This window comes from Enterococcus sp. 7F3_DIV0205 (assembly GCF_002141365.2).
GTDB lineage: Bacteria > Bacillota > Bacilli > Lactobacillales > Enterococcaceae > Enterococcus_L > Enterococcus_L palustris.
In genome coordinates this window covers 3,268,731-3,287,144 of sequence record NZ_CP147244.1, presented here as the reverse complement: position 1 = coordinate 3,287,144, position 18,414 = coordinate 3,268,731, and the positions used below count along the sequence as shown (strand labels likewise).

The 18,414-nt window shown below is 37.9% G+C and carries 21 protein-coding genes; 1 reads left to right on the top strand and 20 read right to left on the bottom strand.

What is annotated here, in order from left to right; translation table 11 throughout:
- Window positions 1-210: 210 nt before the first annotated feature.
- The 8 genes from A5821_RS15280 to A5821_RS15245 all read right to left on the bottom strand — a co-directional run bounded on the left by A5821_RS15280 (window position 211) and on the right by A5821_RS15245 (window position 5,816).
- Window positions 211-411 (bottom strand): heavy-metal-associated domain-containing protein, encoded by a 201-nt coding sequence (locus A5821_RS15280; RefSeq protein ID WP_010770844.1) that lies wholly within the window; start codon window positions 409-411, stop codon window positions 211-213.
- Window positions 412-447: 36 nt separating this feature from the next.
- On the bottom strand, window positions 448-894 hold the full coding sequence (locus tag A5821_RS15275) for a CopY/TcrY family copper transport repressor (protein ID WP_010770843.1): 447 nt from the start codon (window positions 892-894) through the stop codon (window positions 448-450).
- Between the two features lie 246 nt (window positions 895-1,140).
- Complete coding sequence (locus A5821_RS15270; RefSeq protein ID WP_010770842.1) at window positions 1,141-1,659, bottom strand: GrdB-related putative oxidoreductase; 519 nt, start codon at window positions 1,657-1,659, stop codon at window positions 1,141-1,143.
- A gap of 15 nt (window positions 1,660-1,674) precedes the next feature.
- A complete protein-coding gene (gene celB / locus A5821_RS15265; protein WP_010770841.1) occupies window positions 1,675-3,033 on the bottom strand; it encodes a PTS cellobiose transporter subunit IIC in 1,359 nt (452 codons plus the stop codon).
- Window positions 3,034-3,054: 21 nt separating this feature from the next.
- On the bottom strand, window positions 3,055-3,384 hold the full coding sequence (locus A5821_RS15260) for a PTS sugar transporter subunit IIB (protein WP_086315575.1): 330 nt from the start codon (window positions 3,382-3,384) through the stop codon (window positions 3,055-3,057).
- A gap of 24 nt (window positions 3,385-3,408) precedes the next feature.
- A complete protein-coding gene (locus tag A5821_RS15255; RefSeq protein ID WP_086315574.1) occupies window positions 3,409-4,362 on the bottom strand; it encodes a N(4)-(beta-N-acetylglucosaminyl)-L-asparaginase in 954 nt (317 codons plus the stop codon).
- Between the two features lie 165 nt (window positions 4,363-4,527).
- A complete protein-coding gene (locus A5821_RS15250; RefSeq protein WP_010770838.1) occupies window positions 4,528-4,851 on the bottom strand; it encodes a heavy metal-binding domain-containing protein in 324 nt (107 codons plus the stop codon).
- Window positions 4,852-4,940: 89 nt separating this feature from the next.
- Window positions 4,941-5,816 (bottom strand): helix-turn-helix domain-containing protein, encoded by an 876-nt coding sequence (locus A5821_RS15245; protein ID WP_086315573.1) that lies wholly within the window; start codon window positions 5,814-5,816, stop codon window positions 4,941-4,943.
- A gap of 332 nt (window positions 5,817-6,148) precedes the next feature.
- On the opposite strand from A5821_RS15245, the gene A5821_RS15240 reads away from it, so the two are divergent.
- Complete coding sequence (locus tag A5821_RS15240; protein WP_086315572.1) at window positions 6,149-6,763, top strand: type II CAAX prenyl endopeptidase Rce1 family protein; 615 nt, start codon at window positions 6,149-6,151, stop codon at window positions 6,761-6,763.
- 69 nt (window positions 6,764-6,832) lie between these two features.
- Here the strand turns inward: A5821_RS15240 and A5821_RS15235 are convergent, their stop codons facing one another.
- The 12 genes from A5821_RS15235 to A5821_RS15180 form a co-directional block, all read right to left on the bottom strand.
- Window positions 6,833-8,152, bottom strand: a complete 1,320-nt coding sequence (locus A5821_RS15235; RefSeq protein ID WP_086315571.1) for a Sapep family Mn(2+)-dependent dipeptidase — start codon at window positions 8,150-8,152, stop codon at window positions 6,833-6,835.
- Window positions 8,153-8,182: 30 nt separating this feature from the next.
- On the bottom strand, window positions 8,183-8,905 hold the full coding sequence (locus A5821_RS15230) for a GntR family transcriptional regulator, LSA1692 subfamily (RefSeq protein ID WP_086315570.1): 723 nt from the start codon (window positions 8,903-8,905) through the stop codon (window positions 8,183-8,185).
- Window positions 8,906-8,981: 76 nt separating this feature from the next.
- Complete coding sequence (locus A5821_RS15225; protein WP_086315569.1) at window positions 8,982-9,818, bottom strand: YitT family protein; 837 nt, start codon at window positions 9,816-9,818, stop codon at window positions 8,982-8,984.
- A gap of 129 nt (window positions 9,819-9,947) precedes the next feature.
- Window positions 9,948-10,481, bottom strand: a complete 534-nt coding sequence (locus A5821_RS15220) for a dihydrofolate reductase family protein (protein ID WP_086315568.1) — start codon at window positions 10,479-10,481, stop codon at window positions 9,948-9,950.
- Between the two features lie 173 nt (window positions 10,482-10,654).
- The gene (locus A5821_RS15215; protein ID WP_086315567.1) at window positions 10,655-11,338 is read right to left on the bottom strand and encodes a uroporphyrinogen-III synthase; all 684 of its coding nucleotides are present in this window, start codon (window positions 11,336-11,338) and stop codon (window positions 10,655-10,657) included.
- Window positions 11,335-12,243 carry a hydroxymethylbilane synthase gene (gene hemC / locus A5821_RS15210; RefSeq protein WP_086315566.1) on the bottom strand — a complete coding sequence of 303 codons (909 nt, stop codon included), beginning with the start codon at window positions 12,241-12,243 and terminating at the stop codon, window positions 11,335-11,337. The genes A5821_RS15215 and hemC overlap by 4 nt, the downstream gene beginning before the upstream one ends.
- 46 nt (window positions 12,244-12,289) lie before the next feature.
- Window positions 12,290-13,075: a formate/nitrite transporter family protein gene (locus A5821_RS15205; protein ID WP_086315565.1), complete on the bottom strand. Its 786-nt coding sequence runs from the start codon at window positions 13,073-13,075 to the stop codon at window positions 12,290-12,292.
- A gap of 377 nt (window positions 13,076-13,452) precedes the next feature.
- A complete protein-coding gene (gene cobA / locus A5821_RS15200; RefSeq protein ID WP_170923054.1) occupies window positions 13,453-14,433 on the bottom strand; it encodes a uroporphyrinogen-III C-methyltransferase in 981 nt (326 codons plus the stop codon).
- Window positions 14,434-14,435: 2 nt separating this feature from the next.
- Window positions 14,436-14,741 (bottom strand): nitrite reductase small subunit NirD, encoded by a 306-nt coding sequence (gene nirD / locus A5821_RS15195; RefSeq protein ID WP_086315563.1) that lies wholly within the window; start codon window positions 14,739-14,741, stop codon window positions 14,436-14,438.
- A gap of 2 nt (window positions 14,742-14,743) precedes the next feature.
- Window positions 14,744-17,146: a nitrite reductase large subunit NirB gene (gene nirB / locus A5821_RS15190; protein ID WP_086315718.1), complete on the bottom strand. Its 2,403-nt coding sequence runs from the start codon at window positions 17,144-17,146 to the stop codon at window positions 14,744-14,746.
- 218 nt (window positions 17,147-17,364) lie between these two features.
- Window positions 17,365-17,922 (bottom strand): NAD(P)H-dependent oxidoreductase, encoded by a 558-nt coding sequence (locus A5821_RS15185; protein WP_086315562.1) that lies wholly within the window; start codon window positions 17,920-17,922, stop codon window positions 17,365-17,367.
- Entirely contained in the window at window positions 17,919-18,359 is a 441-nt protein-coding gene (locus A5821_RS15180; RefSeq protein WP_086315561.1) for a MerR family transcriptional regulator, read from the bottom strand. Before A5821_RS15180 ends, A5821_RS15185 begins: the two co-directional genes overlap by 4 nt.
- Between the last annotated feature and the right edge of the window lie 55 nt (window positions 18,360-18,414).

The following is an 18,414-nucleotide window of genomic DNA, read 5'->3' as shown; positions in this document are numbered from 1 at the left end:
TCTCCTTGTCTGATTTCATTATATAGTTGGACGGGGTGATTGATTAGTGGAGATTGTTGCAACATTTAATTGCAAAATTGTAAGCGCAGACATTTTTTTGTGTACTAGCAAATCGTTGCACCATTAGTATACAAAAAAAGTGTGGGCAAAACTGTTTTAGTTTTGCCCACACTTTTATTTGAATAAACATTCTTTTCGTTCAGCTTATTTTTACGCTACAGTAAATTTTGTTTCTGATAATGAATTTTGCAATTCAGTATTTGAAATTTCTCTATCACTTGTTACTGATGCTGATTTGTTCTCTAAATCGACATTTGCAGATTGAACCCCTGCAATTTTTTCAAAATTTTCTTTGACGATGTTTACGCACCCATCACATTTCATTCCGTTGATCGTTACTGTTTTTTCCATTGATAAACACTCCTTATAATTGTTTTTTTAACACTACTAACTAACTAAATGACACTGACATTGCCCTTTGATACAGTTACAGGGCACTTCTTTTACTGCTGATTTTCGTTTTTCTTTCAGTAGTCTTTCCAATTGATCGATATCGTCAAAACTTAGTAGACTGTCATCGATAATTGATTCAAGAACATTTCCGACTTTCTTACTACAAACTTTGGTCAACAACTCTTTCGAAAGTGCCTCGATACTTTTGCGTTCTTCCACTAATGGAAAATAGGTAAACTTATTGCCATTACGTGTGGTACCTAACATTCCTTTATCGACTAAACGACTCAGTAAAGTCTTGACTGTGGTACTTTTCCACTCAGTTTTTTCATTAAGAATATCGGTCACTTCTTTACTTGTGGTTTCTTGTGTCGCCCAAGCAACACGCATGACTTCCCATTCTGCATCAGTGATAGTTAATGTTTTTTTATTATCTGACATAAAAAGTCTCCTTTTTACCGTTTTCTTGATCCACTAGTTAAAACTACACGTGTAGTCAATCAATATAATAATAATAGCTCTTTTTTTACGGTTTGTCAAAGGGGAGATTCCTTCTAATTTTGCTCTGACTCTCAATCTATAGAAACAGACGTAAAACAAATGCATTTGTTTTACGTCTGTTCCGCTTACTTATAGGAGTACTCTTAGAGTGTTATCTGCTTTGAACGGTTTGATAAGCTGAACTTATCAAAAACAAACCTCTTTTTCCACTGTTGTCGTGTCTTGTCCATGTGCTTTTTTAGCAGTCAATCGTGCCATATTTTTAAATGAATCATTCAAGCCAATGCCGCCTTTTTTCGGCATTTTAACGATTGGAATTTGTCTTTTATATTTCTCTGTCGCTGGGTTTTCAACAGACATTGCCGCAACTGCTGGAAGCCCATATTGATTAAAGGAAATCGCTAATTTAGCGGCCATTTCTCCAAAGTTTGGGTACTGCATGGCTGGGCCACATAGAATAGCATCGGCTTCAAACTTTTTAGCAAAGCCTACAAATTTTTTCGTCACTTCTTCTTGATTCTCTAAATAATATTGATCCCCGCAATAAAGAGTGGCTACAATTTGCGCATCCTGTTCTTCAAAGAATGGACTTAATGTCTGACCTGGCCCCATCGCTGCTTTCTTACCGCCAGGAGCTAAATGAGCATTTTCATCACTCCCCATTCCTGCCTGCACATGATTCAATACAAGTATAATTCTTTTCATCAAAGAACCTTCTTTCTAAATATCATCAAAGTCAAAATCATCGAAATCAATGTCTTCTTCTTCCTCTGTTTCTACTGCTTGTGCTTCTTCGCGTAAGTATTGATCGTCCATTACTTTAATAAATGGATAGTAGATAAACATTCCTAAAACAAATAGTAATCCTTGTAAAACAGCTCCTTGCCAGCCGCTTACCAAAAATCCTGAAAATATAATTGGTGTAGTCCACGGCAACTGAATTCCATTGGTTAAAGGAACTAGCCCCCAATCCATTGCAAAATACGCAATAATGATATTGATCGTTGGTACTAAAGCAAACGGAATTAAAATCAATGGATTCAATACGATCGGTAACCCAAAAATAATCGGTTCATTGATGCCGAAAATTCCTGGCACTAAAGATAATTGTGATAATTTTTTAATTCGTTGGCTCTTACAAAAAATGACCATGACCACAATCAACGAAAGTGTGGAACCCGCACCGCCAAATGTGGCGAACATATCTTGAAATTGGCCAGTGATGATATTTGGAATTTCTTGCCCATGTTTATAGGCATCTAAATTTTCAACAGATAAGGCTCTTAAAACTGGATTAAAAACCGCTCCGACAACACTGCTGCCGTTGATACCGAAGAACCAGAAAAAATGTAAAAATACATAAGCAATGATCATTGCCCCAAGTGTATTACCTAATGCTAATAATGGCGTTTGTAAAAAGTCAAAAATAATTGCTTGCAAGTTGCCATATGAAGTTAAACTAACCAACCAATCTGCCACAAAGAAAATCATGACCACAATAAAACTTGGAATCAGAGCTTCAAAGGATTTCACTACAGTGGGAGGTACACCATCCGGCATTTTGATCGTCCAGCCTTTACTTAGTACCCAGACAAAAATCCGTGTGGAAATCAACGCAACGATCATCCCTAAAAACAAACCGTTAGACCCCATCCATTTTAGCGGCAAGCTCGCAACTTCAACTAATTGTTCTGTCCCTTCTGGCGTATACTCTGTGTAATAAGGCGTTACAATGAAAAATGACACCAATGCAATAATTCCAGCCTGCATTGCATCCACTTTAAATTGGCGCCCTAAACTGTAGGCAATACCAACCACCGCTAAAATTGTCATAACATCAAAACTCGCATTGGCAGGAACCGCCATATGCTCAGCCCAATCCGCTCCTAAGATCGCTGACATCCACTGATCCCATTGAGGCAAAGGAAAGTTTGCTATCAAAAGAAAAATAGAACCTACGATCAATAAAGGAGTAGAGAGTAAAAAGCCATCACGAATCGCGACAAGATATTTGTTTTCCCCAATGACTTTGGCCATCGGTGTCAAAATGCGTTCCAACCAATCCAAAAACTTTTTCATATAGAGACGCTCCCATCTTCGTTATTTTTTATTTGATTTAATTAGTTTCAATGCTTCTTTTAAAGCTTTTTCACCGTCCATCATACCGTAGATTTCGGGTGTGATCGCGGCTACAGGAATTCCTTGCGGCGCAAATTGCTCTTTGGTTTTTTCAAGTAAAAAACGAACTTGAGGACCTAATAAAATTGCGACTGGTTTCTCCTGATCCACCACTTCTTGCGCTCTAGCAACTGGAAATGCTGTAATTTCTAGCGGCATTTGATGTTTAGTGACCACTTCCATCATTTTGTTGACCATAATACTTGTCGACATCCCTGCATCACAAAATAAATAAATCTTCTTTTTACTCATGCTCTTCTCTCCTTCATTGGTTTATTAATCAATAGGTGCTTTGATTCGTTTTTCATAAGCATCCAGCCATTCTTGGGTGATCGGTTCAATGATTGTTTGATGATTTTCACCCATATTGGCTAGATAGATTGCTGGTTTTTCCTGGTCATTCGCTACACTAAAGGTAAACTCAACATTGGTAGCAACGCCCCATTGACCAGTATTATTCATTGCGATCAAAGAGAAGGCACCTGCTTTACCATAGCGTTTCGTCAACGTATCATGAAAGGTGTAAACTGCTTGATCGCAAGCTTCTTGCGGCGTTTTTCCTTCTCCCATCTGCCGAACGATTTCATAAGCCAAACATCCTTTCATCAAATCTTCTCCTAACCCTGTAGCCGTTGCTCCCCCTATTTCACTGTCCACGTAAAAACCTGATCCAGATAACGGCGAGTCTCCCACACGTCCTGGTTTTTTCATAAACAAACCTGAACTAGAAGTCCCAGCCGCCATACTGCCTTTTGTATCAAGAGAAATCGCACCAATCGTATCATGTCCATCATACGGACTTAAATTGCTTTTCGCGATTTCTTCTACGCGCTTTTCCCAGATTCGATGAGCTCTTTGAGTCAACATGTTTTTCCGTTCAAATCCATTAAGCATGGCATATTTTGTTGCACCATCCCCAACTCTAAAACTGTTGAATTTTTCGTCACTTAATTTTCTAGCAACAGAAATCGGATTTTTCGTATCTGTGATCCCAGCAACTGCGCCAATCTTAAATGTGTCTCCATCCATAAAAGCAGCATCCATTTCTAAAATCCCTTCAGCGTTAGGTAAACCGCCAAAGCCAACAGACTTATAGTATGGATAATCTTCAACTGTTCGAATCGTTGTCTCGATAGCATCTCCTGCTAGACCGTTGTTACTCAACGCTTCACTTGCTTGAGTGACACCATCGTGTGCCATTCTCCAAGTAGCGATCATTCCCCATGACATTTACATCCACATCCTTTAAAATAGCGTTTTCATTTTTATAATTGCATTATACACGATATATACAATTTAGTATATACTAAATTTGTTTTTACTAAAAAAAATAGGGTAAGACAAACATGGAACTGTTTGTGTCTCGCCCTACTGTTAATGGTGATTCCTATTATTTTACTGTTCTGTCGATTTAAATTTTACCGCTGTGCCATAAGCTGCCACCGATTGCATATCCGTTCCAATCGATCCTGAATCAAAACGCATCATCACAACGGCATCTGCCCCTAATTTTTCAGCATTGCTTTTTAAGCGTTCAATCGCAGTTTCTCTTGATTCTTCCAACATTTCTGTGTATGCTCGAATCTCACCACCGACGATATTTTTCAAATTGGCCCCAATGTTCTTAAACACATTTTTTGATTGTGTCGTCAGACCAAATACTTCCCCTAATACTTCATATTCTTTCCCTGGAATTTTTTCTGTTGTTGTAATAAGCATGATGATTCCTCCGTTTCTATTTGCACTTATTTTATATTCATTTTCTGAAACTATCAGAAAAAGTCTCCTATTTAGCACTTATGTTTCGCTCAATTGACAGATAATTTTTGATAGATAGACCTTGATAGCTCTGCTTGATGCTGATATCCCAAAACAGTAAATATTTCGATTGCTTGTTCAACTTTTTTTCGTCCAGATTTTGGTTCTCCCTTTAAGTCCAAAAGTAATCCTTCATAAAATAAACAATAGTTTCTAAAAAACATTTCATCCACACCCGTGGTAAACTCGTTCAGTTTATTCATCAAACGCTCCGCATTCACTAAGTCATTCGCTAACACCAACTCATGAATTTCATTAATCAAAAGCGTACAAATAACTTTTCTTCCCCGTTCAAAATTTTTATAACGATCAATTGATCGTAACAAGGTCTCAAAATACTCTGATTTTCTTTCATAATCGATATAATCCAATGTATTGGCAAACAACCTCAATTCTCCTAATGTCCACGTCTGAACCTTAGATAAGTATTCTTGAATAATCATTAACGAGTGCTTATCAATCACTTTTTTTGAATAGATACCTGTTTTTTCATAAGCAGTCAGCTGTTCGATCCTGGCAGTTAATTCAGCGATTCTCAGTTCAGCTTGCACAGAAGTAGGATTCTTTTGAAGTTTCGTCCTCATTGAAATTAGCCCATCTATATCATTTTGATTTCCTTTTTCACCATATTCATAATAAAATTGCTCAATTTCAGATGAATGATACCCATTGTAAATATATATAAATTCGTCCACTTCCATCGATAATTGGTCTAAGATCAACTTTAATAAATAAAAAGAAATTTCATGTTTTCCTTGCTCAAACCGAATTGCATAAGACTTGGACATGATTTTCTCATACAATTGTTTTTGCGAAATGCCTTTTTTTATTCGTAGTTCACGAATCAATTCCCCGTATGTTTTCATTCGTTTCCTCTACTTTTTTGGATTTCCTTTATAGTATCAGGAATATCGCTTGCTCACTAATAGAACGCTTTAGATATTATTTTTTGGTGGCAAATAGGCTACCTATTAAACGAATGCGTATTAATCGTTGTAAACTTCACCTTATCCGAAGAACTATTTGGATCAACAAGCACATCTTTTTCTTAATTTGCTTATAGAAAGTATAATTGGTCAAAGACGTTTCGGTTATTCTCTCTCGTTTGAGTTAAGAAATAGATGGGATTAAAAAAATGTTTACTTCTCGTGAGTCTTAGCAGATGGGTCTCATGAAATGTTAGTAGGAGGAATTTTAGATGAAAACAAATGATACTTTACCTAGCTCAACTATGGGACTTTTTGGTGGAGCCGTATTGATGATTATCGGATTTTGGGCCTTGATGGCTTTTTCTTGGGCTTGGTGGGGACTTTTTGTTGGCGGTGCCCTTGCTTGGGTGTTGGCGTTTGGAAAAGAAAGTAAATCAGCATTTCGAGCCCCACGTAAATTATGGGTGATCCCTGTAGCTGTCCTCAGTTATTTTGTTATTGGACTAGTTATTGGATTACTTTCAAAAAGTTTAGGCTTTAACTGGGCAGCAAATCCTGCCTCTGGTCATTTAGGTGCAATTATTCTCATGTTGCCTTTTATGTTGATGGGTGAAGAATTATTAGGAATTGGGATACTAGAAGCGGCACAAAGTAAGGGGCTTCCTCTTATTGCCAGTACATTACTAAGCGCACTTGTTTTTGGTCTGATGCACATTCCTTCTTATTGGGATGGCTCTTGGTTCTCTACAGTGGCACATGTCTTACTTTTACAAGGTGTTGCTCGTTTGATTTTGAATATCGCTTACTTAAAAATGGGTAAGAGTATTTGGGGATCTTGGATCGCTCATGTACTGATTGATTTGATTGCTTTATCTGTAATGTAACCAATTTATAAAACAAAAGTATCCAGCTTCCTATCGTTTTAAAGGAGGTTGGATACTTTTTTATAGCGTTTATTTTTTTGCCGCTAGTTTATAAAGTGCTAAGGTATAAATTTCTAGATTTAGTAGTAAATCGTTTAAATCCATATATTCATTTTTATTATGAGCAATCCCTTTTTGCCCTGGAAATGAGGGACCGAAAGCGACGATATTCGGCATTGTTCTGGCATAAGTTGCGCCTGTTGTCGTAACTGGCGTACCATCTAATCCAGTGACTTTTTCATAAACTTCAGCTAATGCAAGAACATTCGGATCGTCTTTTGGAAAATTCGTTCCCTTCATGCTTCTTACAATCACAACTTCCGTATGCGCCAATACAATCGCATGAACGCGCTCAATAATTTCTTCTTCTTGGAACGTGACAGGATAACGAATGGCAATCGACAATACCAGCTCCTTATCTGTCTTACGCAATTCATAAGGTGTTAGTATCAACTTGCCCGAATCTTCATCTACTAATGCTAAATTAAACCCTTCACCATAATGCTTTTCGTGTAAAGAATCAAACACCCATTTAAAATATTTTTTAAGCGATTCCGCTAGACTTGCTTCATTCATCAATTTTTCAGCTAATAAGGTAATCGCGTTTACTCCTAGTTCTGGTGCATTTGTCGGTGCTCGTTTTCCGATTACTTCAACTTGTTGTCCATTCTTTAAGTCGACAATTAATTCGTCCGGCACATGATCTTTCGCTTGGTCGCCCTCAATCGAACCTAATGCTGATAAATCAGCTTCAGAAAATGGCGTTATCAGTTCAATATTAACGATTCCTCGTTCCCCATAAACGACTGGATATTTACAGTCTGGTGTAAATCCAAAAATCGGTGGTTGTTCTTTTGCTAAATACAAAGGCAAATCAGCAGAGCCGCTTTCCTCGTCTGTTCCAAAAATCACCCGAACCGTTTTTTCCAACGGAATGTCCAGCTCTTTCAGCAATTTCAATCCATATAAACAAGCAAAAACTGGTCCTTTATTATCCAAGATCCCTCTACCAAATAAACGACCGTCTTGTTCACTTAAAGAAAATGGCGGAAAGTCCCAACCACTACCAGCTGGAACCACATCTAAATGCCCCACAATACCAATATATTCTGGATCGTTCCCATATTGAGCAAAACCTACTGCATCGTTGACAATCTCTGTTTGAAAACCATAGCTTTCAGCTAACGCTAAAGTGGTTTCTAATGCTCGTCTAGGTTCTTTCCCAAAAGGTGCTCCTACTTCCGCTTGTCCCTTCACGCTTGGGACTTCCATGATTTTGGTCAACTCTTCTAAAAAGTGTTGTTGATTTGTTTGAATAGCTGTTTTGATACGCGTTCTGATTGTTTCCATTTCTTTCACCTGACTTTTTTAGTTTTGATGCTAAGTTGTCGTGCGGTGTAGTGTATTTTTAAACGTATAACGATCCGCACGATAGTATGATGTATCATATAAAATCGGTGTGGCAGTAACAGAATAAGTGATTGAATGAACCATTAATAGTGGTTCGCCTGCTTCAACTTTTAGCAAAGGACTCAGTTCTTTTGTCACTAAAATAGCTTCGACTTCTTGATGGGAATACGCAATCTCGATTTGTTTTTCGATCAATTCAAACAGTGAACCTTTTAACTGTTTTTCTGTGACTTCGGGCAAATAAATCGACCGAATATATAAATCTTCTACTGTCATCGGTTCATTGTCGTATGAGCGTAAACGAACTATGTGATACGCAGCCTCCTGATCGTTCAATTGCAAAGCCCTCGTGACTTCTTCTGGTATCTCTGTCACTAATTCAAAACGAATGACTTCGGTTTTTGATGTTTTGCCATAAGATTTTGCGGCTTCTGTAAATCCTTGTAATCCAGCACGTCCACTTTGGATTTTTTGTTGCGTCATCACATAGGTTCCTTTGCCTTTTTGTTTCACTAAAATATTTCTAGAAATAAGCTCATCGATTGCTTTTCTTACCGTTAAACGACTGACACCAAACTCCTTAGCTAAATCATATTCAGAAGGAAGGCGTTGTGAACTAACATAAAGGCCTTTATCGATTTTTTCTTGGATTTGCTTTGCTACTTCTTGAAAGACGCTTTGTTTTTTCGCCATTTTTATTCTCCTATCTAATCATATCCTTAGCTTTATTATAATCGAAAGTCGTTTCAAGAACTATCCTCACCAGAATTTACCATTCATAAAAAGCAGTATTTGTTGAGACGCCAGAAGAAACACTGACAAACGCTCCTGCATCAGCTTCATTCACTGCCTCATTTAATTGCTTCAATTCTTTTTTTGCCACTACTACAACGAGCAATTTCTTCTGTTGATGATCAAAGGCACCTTCCACATCGTTGATAACCGTGATTCCTCTCTTCAACGTTTGATGCAAGCGACCAATCACATATTCTGCTTGATTCGTCACAATCATGACTTGGACTTTTTGCTGTTTTGTGTTCACATAATCAACCATACGACCACTGATAAAAACAGACAATGCGCTATAAAATGCGAACTGCCAACCATAAAGAAAACCTGCTGCAAATTGAACACATAAATTAAAGATAATAAAAACCGTGCCGATACTCTTTCCCGTCGCTTTTCGAACAACGATACCTATTATATCTAAGCCCCCTGTGGAAAAATCACTTTTCAATGTGATCCCCACTGATATGCCATGCAGCACACCACCAAAAACAGCGCAAATCACAGGATCCGTTGTCAAAGGAACAACAGGAATCATCCGCATAAACAATGCGGTCATAAACACAGCAAAAATCGTATAAACCGTAAACTCTCGATCGATTTTAAACCAAGAAACAACGAGCAAAGGCAAATTAAATACTAAAACCAGCAAAGGAATCGAGATAGTTCCCCCTTGTGTCGTTTTTAAAACAGTGGAAATCAGTTGAGACAGTCCAGTAATGCCGTTAGCATAAATGTTTCCTGGTAACCAAAAGAAATTTAATGCCAATGAAGATAAGAAGGCATATGCTAGCGCTACCAATATTTTGTACGCCGCCAACTTTTTGATCGTAAAAATCTCCTTTCCTATCTATTTTTCTCTATTATACTAAGTATATACTATTTTGTATATACCGAAACAGAAATAAAAAAAGAACGAATCGTATAAACCGATCCGTACTCATTTTACTTATTTATTAGAATAGGTTGTATACACCATATCGTTTTTCACGTAAACTTGCTCTACTTTTAACGCAACAGGTCCGTTGAATTCATTAAATAAAGGAATTCCTTTGCCTAAGATCTTCGGTATCGTTGTAAGAATATAAGTATCGATCAACTTTGCTTCTACCAATGGTGCAATAATACTGGCACCACCAACGATCCAAATCGCTTTACCCTCTTGTTTTTTTAATTCTTGAACCAATTCCACTGGATTTTGACTAGTAAACATTAATTTTTCAGTATTCTCATCTGGATGACTGGTGATAATATAAGACATTTGCTCTTCATAAGGATATTCATCTGGGGATAACTCATTAACAACTTGATCATATGTTGTTCGCCCCATCACTACGGTATCGATTTTTTCCATTAATTCTTGATAACTCGTGTCTTCTTCAACTAATTCAATTCCGCCGCCTAAAAAGTCAATACTTCCGTCAGCCTCTGCAATATACCCATCCACACTTGCAGCAATGTATAAAATAATTTCTCTACTCATTTGAAATCCTCCTTATTATTTAAAAGCGAAGCAGACTATTCCGCAAAACTAACCAACTCATAATTCTAAAGTACAACAATACTCTGGACTACTCATTTTACTTGTTTTATTTTTCTAGTCAACTAGTTTGTTTAATTAAAAAAGCATCATTAAAAGGAACATCACTTATCCTTTCAACAATACTTTTCTTTCATACAGACCTCATAGCCATCCCTTGCAATTGCTTGTTGAGTCGTGGAGCCTAAACAATATAATTTAGGCATTTTTGTTAAACCAGTTTCCATAAAAACGGATAAAAATCGTTGCCATAACGAAGGGCTTGCAAGATACACTGCACTTACTTCTTCCTCTACTAAGCATTTCTTTAAACGTCGCTGACTATTCTCAGAGAAAACATTGTCATAAAGAATAGACGTATGCAAACAATGACCTTTTGCCATCAACTCAGCCTCTCCAAGATCATCCGCTAAATTACTTTTAGGATAAAAAATAGTCGTTGGCGTCATAAATCTGCTTGACCATTCTTCAAACATAGTTTGCTTTGTAGGAACAAGGGCTTGAAAATCTACCGTCATATGATGTGTTAAAAGTATCTTCGCCGTTTTCGCTCCAATGACCGCAAACTTTTTTGTCTGCAGCTGATCGCTCATTTGATTCTGAAAAAAAAATTCCGCTGCATGCTGGCTTGTTAAAAAGACCCACTCGCACTGGTTCAACTTTTTTTCAAACGAACTGCTGGCATTTCTTTTCCTTAAAGTAAGTAAGGGAATTTCTACCGTTTTAAAGCCTTTTTCCTGAAAATACACACGATCCTCTTGATTATCTTCTATCAAACGTGTTAAAAGAATGTTCTTCATAATGATTCCTTAGCTATTCTATTTAATAAATGTTCTGCGACTTGCTTTCCAATACCGGCTAATTCTTGAACAACCACCGTTTCGGTAAAAGACTGCTTCAGTTCTTTGTCACCTAAAAACCCAGAAAAATGATAGTCTCTGCCTTCTTTAACTGCATAGGCCCCAATCGGGATATCACAATTTCCATTTAAGGTTGCTAAAAAGGCTCGTTCTTCCATCACTAATTCTCTAGTAGCTGGATGATTGATTTGCTGTAAAAACGCACGCATCTCAAGGTCTTCACTACGACATTCAACAGCCAATGCTCCTTGTCCTACAGCAGGTATACATTGCTCACTCGTTAAAATAGTATAAGGATAATTAGGAGCATCAAACCAATTTAAACGCTTCAAACCAGCAGTTGCTAGCACGATTCCATCCAATTGTTGTTCTTCCATCCGCTTCAAACGAGTCCCAACATTTCCACGAATGGATTCCACTTGGAAATCTTCCCGTAAGTTTTTCATTTGAAACTCTCGTCGCAAGCTACTAGTCCCTATTCTCGCTTTTTTTGGCAGCTCTTCAAAAGAAGTCACCTCACGAAAAATCAAACAATCAGAAGGATCACTTCTTTCTGGAATTGCCGCTAATGTCAATCCATCTGCCACTTTAGCCGGCATATCTTTCAAGCTATGTACTGCAAAATCGATTGTTCCTGCCACTAAAGCTTGCTCGACTTCATTGATAAATAAACCTTTTCCACCAATTTTCGCTAAACTGACAGAAAGCATCTGATCTCCTTTTGTCGTCATTGGAACAATTTCTACAGGAAACTCTCCATGAACTTTTTTCAGTAGATCCAAAATGATCATTGTTTGTTTCATTGCTAGGGGACTATTTCTAGTACCGACACGGACGGTTTTCATTTTACTTACTTCCTTTATCTTTTCTTCTCTTCAATCATACTAGATTTTACTTTTTTGACAACTGCCCTGTACCAACTTTATACGCTAAAAAGTATAGTCCTGCGACAAAAAAGCCGCCGCCGATAATATTTCCCAGATAAACACTGATCATATTTTGCCAAAACGCTGACCATGTATTGCCTCCTAAAAGAATCCCCATCGGAATCAAAAACATATTGGCCACAACGTGCTGAAATCCACAAATCACAAAACCCATGATCGGTAGGAAAATCCCAACGATTTTGCCGATAAAATCTTTAGCCGCAAAGTTTAAGTAAACCGCTGTACTAACCAAGAAATTACAGGCAATTCCTGAAAGAAATCCTTGTAAGAATGTATCTTTGGTTCTTCCAAGCGAAACCTGGATCGCCCGCTCTGCAAAATCCCCTTGCAATGCGCCACTCAGATAGCCAAAGAAATAAGCGACAAACAATGATCCCAGCAGGTTAAAGATCGTCACGATCACAATATTCCTTACCCACTCTTTGCCACTTATTTTCCGAGCAAATAGTGCCATCGAAACAACCATCATATTCCCTGTAACCAATTCTCCGCCAGCAAGTAACAAACAAATCAATCCAAATGGAAAAACAACCGCCCCAATCACATTCACCAATGATCCCCATTCTTTAGGCATCGTCCCCATCGCCCGAATCATCGCAATACCTGCCACTGCAATAAAAACACCTGCTAAAAATCCTAAAACTGCTAAAGTCAAAAAACTCCCCCGAGCCTTTTGAACCCCTTTTTCAATTGTAATATCCACTATTTCTGGTGGTTGAAGTGAACCCATATTTTTCCTCCTTAATTTAAAAGCGTAGCGGGCTCGTTTAACCTTGACAGAAAAATAGGAAATTATGACTAAGGTGCTCTTTGCCTTATTCATAATTTATCTTTTTTCCGAAAGGTTAGCCCGCGAAGCTAGATAGATTTAAAAGCTGAATGGGCTCGCTTAGGTTCGACAAGAAAATAGGAAAAATTAACTGTGACGTTCTTGGTCACATTTCATTTTTATCTTTTTCTCGAGAGCCTAGCCCATAAAGCTAGATAGATTTAAAAGCTGAACGGGCTCGCCTAGGTTCGACAAGAAAATAGGAAAATAGGAGAGTGGCGCTTTTTGCCACAACCAGATTTTATCTTTTTTCCGAAGAGCCTAGCCCATAAAGCTACCTAAACAAACCGTTTATTTAAAACATCCCACTGCTTTTTATACATTGTCCTTAATTCTTCATTCAAGTACACCACTTCATCAAAATAGTGATCTCTTAAATACTGCTGATGAACCTCATCAAAACGCTGATCTCGATTTTCACCAACTTGGATAGCATAGACGTCTGCTCCTTGCTGAGTATACGAAATGATCGTTTCAAAATCGATTTTTTCTGTATCGATCAATAAAATTCGATGTCCGAATAAAGGCAATTGTTCAAACCAATCCGCGCCATTACGACAAGAAACCACATCACCTAAAATGATCAGCGAAGGATTTTGAATTTGATGTTCTTCAATCACTTCCACCATCGTTTGAATCGTTGCAGTAACCGTTCTTTGTCGTCCTAAACTGCCCCATTCAACGATAGCTGCTGGTAATTGAGGTGAGACACCTTGCTCTAAAAGCTTCTTTTGAGTACTCTCTACTCGTTCTACTCCCATATATAAACACATCGTTCCGTTTGCTGTTAGTCCCTTAAAATCGATCGTTTCGCCAACTTGACGATGAGCAGTCGCCAAAGTCACTTTACTACTATGCTCGCGATGCGTTAAGGGAATACCGCTGTAACTACTAGCTGCTGATGCTGCTGTAACCCCTGGCACAATTTCATAACTGATTCCTTCACTTTGAAGTGTCGCAATTTCTTCACCAACACGACCAAAAACCCCAGGATCACCGCCCTTTAAGCGAACTACGTTTTGTTCTTTCAAGCCTTCTTCCAGCAATAATTGATTAATGTTTTTTTGCTTCAACACATGATTTTTCGGATACTTTCCACTATAAATAAAACGAGCTGACTCTTTGGCCAAATACAATAATACTGGATGGACCAGCCGATCGTAAATAATCACATCAGCTGATTCCAATACTCTTTTTCCTTTTAGTGTCAATAGCTCAGGATCACCTGAACCTGCTCCCACAAAATAAACTTTTCCCATCACTACACCATGACATAAACAAGATCATCTTCAACAACAGTTTCGTATGCACGAACGCATCCTTCATCTGGCTCTTGAACTTGTCCATCAGTTAAATTGATTTTATAATCATGCAACGGACAAAAAACATACTCACCAGAAACCGTTCCTTCCGCTAACGGTCCTTGTTTATGGGGACAAACATTTTCAATTGCCTTGATACGATCATCACTTAAACGAAACACAGCTATTTTTTGTTCCCCCACAATGATTTCTTTTCCCATTCTAGGTGCTAACTCATCTATTTGTCCCACAAAAATTTTTTCCATCTTTATACTCTCCCCACTGTGTATAACTCTTGGCGTGTTTGTTGATCCTCAACCACTTCATCCCAAGGATTTCCACGACGTCCTGCGACTGCTTCATCTAATGCAGCCAACAATTCTTGACGTTTTTCAGCATTTAGCAACACTTCTTTCACAACCTCAAAGCCCATACGCTCGATCCATGGTGCTGTTCGTTCTGCATAAATACCTGTTTCGCGGTAATATTGCAACATTGCGCCACAAATGTCGATGACTTCTTGTTCGGTTTCAACAGTTGTTAGTAACACAGCTTCTTTAACTTCGGTTCCGCCATTGCCACCAACATAAATTTGGAAGCCGTTTTCCACACCGATGATCCCAAAATCTTTTACGCCACTTTCCACACAACTTCTTGGACAAGCAGATACACCCATTTTAAATTTATGCGGTGTATCGATAAACTCGTAACGCTGTTCCAACTTAATACCAAGTCCCATTGAATCTTGCGTACCAAATCGACAGAAATTCGCGCCAACACAAGTTTTAACCGATCGAACAGCTTTGGCATAAGCCCCTGCTGACTTCATATCCAACTCTTCCCAGATTTTCGGTAAATCTTCTTTTTTCACTCCGTATAAACCAATTCGTTGGCTTCCTGTTACTTTGACCATTGGTACATCATATTTTTCCGCGACTTTCGCAATCAAAAGCAACTGTTGTGGATTGGTTTTTCCACCGCGCATTCTTGGAATCACTGAGAACGTTCCGTCATTTTGGATATTCGCATAGAGACGTTCGTTGACATAACGGGATTCTTTTTCATCTTCGTGTTCTTTAGGCCAGGCTACATTTAAATAAAAATTAATTGCTGGACGACACTTCGGACAACCTTCTGGGTTTGTAAAATTCAGTTCACGGTAAACGTCATCGGAAGACGTTAACTTTTTCGCATAAATTTGAGTGACGATTTGATCTCTTGTTAAATCCGTACAACCGCAGATTCCAGTTGGTGCAGAAACAACTTCACCGCCTAAAGCATAGGCTAAAACATCTTCGATCACTGATTTACATTTCCCACAAGATCCACCAGCTTTAGTATGTTTTGTTACATCTGCCACAGAAGTCAATTCTTTTTCATCGATCGCAGTCATGATCGTTCCTTTATCGATCCCATTACAACCACAAATTACTTCATCATCTGGCCATTCACTGACATCAGCGCTAGCCTCTTCACCAACCATATGGAGTAAAGACACAGGTGTGTATTCTTCAATGCTTTCATTTTTCTTTAAAATATTATAATAACGATTGCCTTCACTCGTATCGCCATACAGCACAACGCCAACGACTTGATTGTCTCTCACAAAAATCTTTTTATACGTGTAATTGATACCGTCAAAAGCTTCAATACTATTGATTCCTTCTACTTCTCTGATATTCCCAGCAGAATACAGATCACATCCAGATACTTTTAATGAGGTAAATGTGGTACTGCCTTGATAAGGTTTCGCTTCTTTGTCAGTTAACACATCTGCCAAGACTTTCCCTTGTTCAAATAACGGTGCAACTAAACCATAAACATGCCCATTATGTTCCGCACATTCCCCTACTGCAAAAACATCTGGAACATTCGTTTTCATAAAATCATCGACAACGATTCCGCGGTTCACTTCGATAGCTGTTGTTCTTGCTAGTGTTGTTTCTGAACGAATCCCGATCGACATTACAACCATATCTGTTTCGATGGTAGTTCCATCGCTAAAGCCTAAACCTGTAACACGGCTTTCACCAAGTATTTTGTTGGTTGCTTTTTCCATTAAGAATTTCAAGCCTTGTTTTTCTAAATCAGCTTGCAGCATTTTCCCTGCTTTTTCATCTAATTGGGTTTCCATCAGCCATTTTTCTAAATGAACGACTGTGACTTCCATGCCTTGATCCAACAAACCTTTTGCCGCTTCTAAACCAAGCAAACCGCCACCGATCACGACTGCTTTTTGATATTTTTGAGCTGCTTCAAGCATATTTTCTGTATCCTCGATTGTTCTAAACCCGACAACACCAGGTAATTGAGCCCCTTCAATTGGTAAGATAAAGGCTCTTGAACCTGTTGCTAAAATACATTTATCATACGTGATTTCTTTACCCGATTTGGTGATGATTTTTTTATTGTTTGTGTCCATTTGGACTGCTGGATCATGATTGATCAGTTCAATTTGATTTTCTTCATACCATTCAAGTGGATTCGTAATGATCTCTGATACAGTCATTTTCTTTTGTAGGACATTACTCAACATGATCCGATTATAATTTGGGTATTGTTCTTCTCCAATGATCGTGATTTGATAGCGATCAGCATCTCGGTCTAAAATTTCCTCAATCGTCCGAACACCAGCCATTCCATTTCCAACTAAGACAAGCTTTTCTTTCATATTCATTTTTACACTCCTTTGTGATTTTTTGAGCAATACAATCTATGCTTCGTCTTTTTTAGAATAGCAAGAATGAAAGTAGGTGACTATTAGGGAATTGCCTAATAACGATACAAAGCAACGCTTTTAAAATCAGAAAGGAAATTTCTTCTCTGTGCTCATACAAAAAAAGCAACTGCTCCTAATCAAGAAGCTAGTTACTTTTTATTTTCTGACTTTTAAACTTGTGCTAAAAATTGTTTTCTTTTATCTTCTGAGGCCTTATTTAGGTCGATGTACTTCCACTTCACATTTTTGATTCCAATATCTTTAAGCGTTCCTTTGATAAAAACCGTTTTGACATAATTCCCTTTAACATATTTTAAATACCACTTAGGAGCAGTACCTGTATTGATGATCGTTGTAGTCTTTATATTCGTAAATAATCCTTTTAAACTGATGCCTGAATCATCATACGCGATATTTTTCAACATGACTTTATCGAAAAAACCTTTGATGATGGCGGGAAACTCATACCACCAGGTAGGAGCAATAATAAACAGTTCACTGGTTTCTCCTAGTATTTTTTGATACTGATGAACAAGTGGATCCGTTGTTTCACCTTTGGAAAATAACGCTAGATCCTTTGCAGAAAAAACTGGATCAAAGTGCTCTTTATTCAAATCGATCAGTTGGTATTCTGTTCCTTCTGCTGCAAGACGTTGCTGTAGTTTTTCTAAAATCGCATGATTGTAACTGCCTTCCCATGGATGAGCGTATAAAATAGTCGTTTTCATTTTTTCTCTCCTGACTTAGATTGTTGGATTTCTTTATAAATAGTGTGGATTTCCTCACTGATTTCTTCTTCGTACTGCGCATATTCTTTTGCAACGATTTTTGGTTTCAATTCTTGGATCAGCTTTAAAACCATTTGTTCATGTTTGATTTTTTGTCTAATGTCATTTTCTTTTTTAGTCAATAACTGATTGGATCGTTCGCTACATTCATCACTTTCTGGAAACTCTAAAAAGTTCAATAATTCCTTAATTTCCTCTATAGAAAAACCTACGTGTTTCATTACAATTAAATATTCCAATAGGATTTTATCTTCTTCATCAAAAATACGATAACCATTTTCTTGTCGTTTCCCTATAACAATTCCTTGGCGTTCATAGTATCGGATCGTTGAAAGTGGAATGTCCATTTCATTTGCGACATCTTTCATTTTATACATCAACTCAACTCCTTTTTTATTTGTCTAACAGCATCTTAACATTGCACTAAAGAGC

What these genes read in the sequence shown, in the direction of transcription:
- A5821_RS15280 (WP_010770844.1), bottom strand. Translation starts at nt 411, where the DNA reads ATGGAAAAAACAGTAACGATCAACGGAATGAAATGTGATGGGTGCGTA.
- A5821_RS15275 (WP_010770843.1), bottom strand. Translation starts at nt 894, where the DNA reads ATGTCAGATAATAAAAAAACATTAACTATCACTGATGCAGAATGGGAA.
- A5821_RS15270 (WP_010770842.1), bottom strand. Translation starts at nt 1,659, where the DNA reads ATGAAAAGAATTATACTTGTATTGAATCATGTGCAGGCAGGAATGGGG.
- celB (WP_010770841.1), bottom strand. Translation starts at nt 3,033, where the DNA reads ATGAAAAAGTTTTTGGATTGGTTGGAACGCATTTTGACACCGATGGCC.
- A5821_RS15260 (WP_086315575.1), bottom strand. Translation starts at nt 3,384, where the DNA reads ATGAGTAAAAAGAAGATTTATTTATTTTGTGATGCAGGGATGTCGACA.
- A5821_RS15255 (WP_086315574.1), bottom strand. Translation starts at nt 4,362, where the DNA reads ATGTCATGGGGAATGATCGCTACTTGGAGAATGGCACACGATGGTGTC.
- A5821_RS15250 (WP_010770838.1), bottom strand. Translation starts at nt 4,851, where the DNA reads ATGCTTATTACAACAACAGAAAAAATTCCAGGGAAAGAATATGAAGTA.
- A5821_RS15245 (WP_086315573.1), bottom strand. Translation starts at nt 5,816, where the DNA reads ATGAAAACATACGGGGAATTGATTCGTGAACTACGAATAAAAAAAGGC.
- A5821_RS15240 (WP_086315572.1), top strand. Translation starts at nt 6,149, where the DNA reads ATGAAAACAAATGATACTTTACCTAGCTCAACTATGGGACTTTTTGGT.
- A5821_RS15235 (WP_086315571.1), bottom strand. Translation starts at nt 8,152, where the DNA reads ATGGAAACAATCAGAACGCGTATCAAAACAGCTATTCAAACAAATCAA.
- A5821_RS15230 (WP_086315570.1), bottom strand. Translation starts at nt 8,905, where the DNA reads ATGGCGAAAAAACAAAGCGTCTTTCAAGAAGTAGCAAAGCAAATCCAA.
- A5821_RS15220 (WP_086315568.1), bottom strand. Translation starts at nt 10,481, where the DNA reads ATGAGTAGAGAAATTATTTTATACATTGCTGCAAGTGTGGATGGGTAT.
- A5821_RS15215 (WP_086315567.1), bottom strand. Translation starts at nt 11,338, where the DNA reads ATGAAGAACATTCTTTTAACACGTTTGATAGAAGATAATCAAGAGGAT.
- hemC (WP_086315566.1), bottom strand. Translation starts at nt 12,243, where the DNA reads ATGAAAACCGTCCGTGTCGGTACTAGAAATAGTCCCCTAGCAATGAAA.
- A5821_RS15205 (WP_086315565.1), bottom strand. Translation starts at nt 13,075, where the DNA reads ATGGGTTCACTTCAACCACCAGAAATAGTGGATATTACAATTGAAAAA.
- cobA (WP_170923054.1), bottom strand. Translation starts at nt 14,433, where the DNA reads ATGGGAAAAGTTTATTTTGTGGGAGCAGGTTCAGGTGATCCTGAGCTA.
- nirD (WP_086315563.1), bottom strand. Translation starts at nt 14,741, where the DNA reads ATGGAAAAAATTTTTGTGGGACAAATAGATGAGTTAGCACCTAGAATG.
- nirB (WP_086315718.1), bottom strand. Translation starts at nt 17,146, where the DNA reads ATGAAAGAAAAGCTTGTCTTAGTTGGAAATGGAATGGCTGGTGTTCGG.
- A5821_RS15185 (WP_086315562.1), bottom strand. Translation starts at nt 17,922, where the DNA reads ATGAAAACGACTATTTTATACGCTCATCCATGGGAAGGCAGTTACAAT.
- A5821_RS15180 (WP_086315561.1), bottom strand. Translation starts at nt 18,359, where the DNA reads ATGTATAAAATGAAAGATGTCGCAAATGAAATGGACATTCCACTTTCA.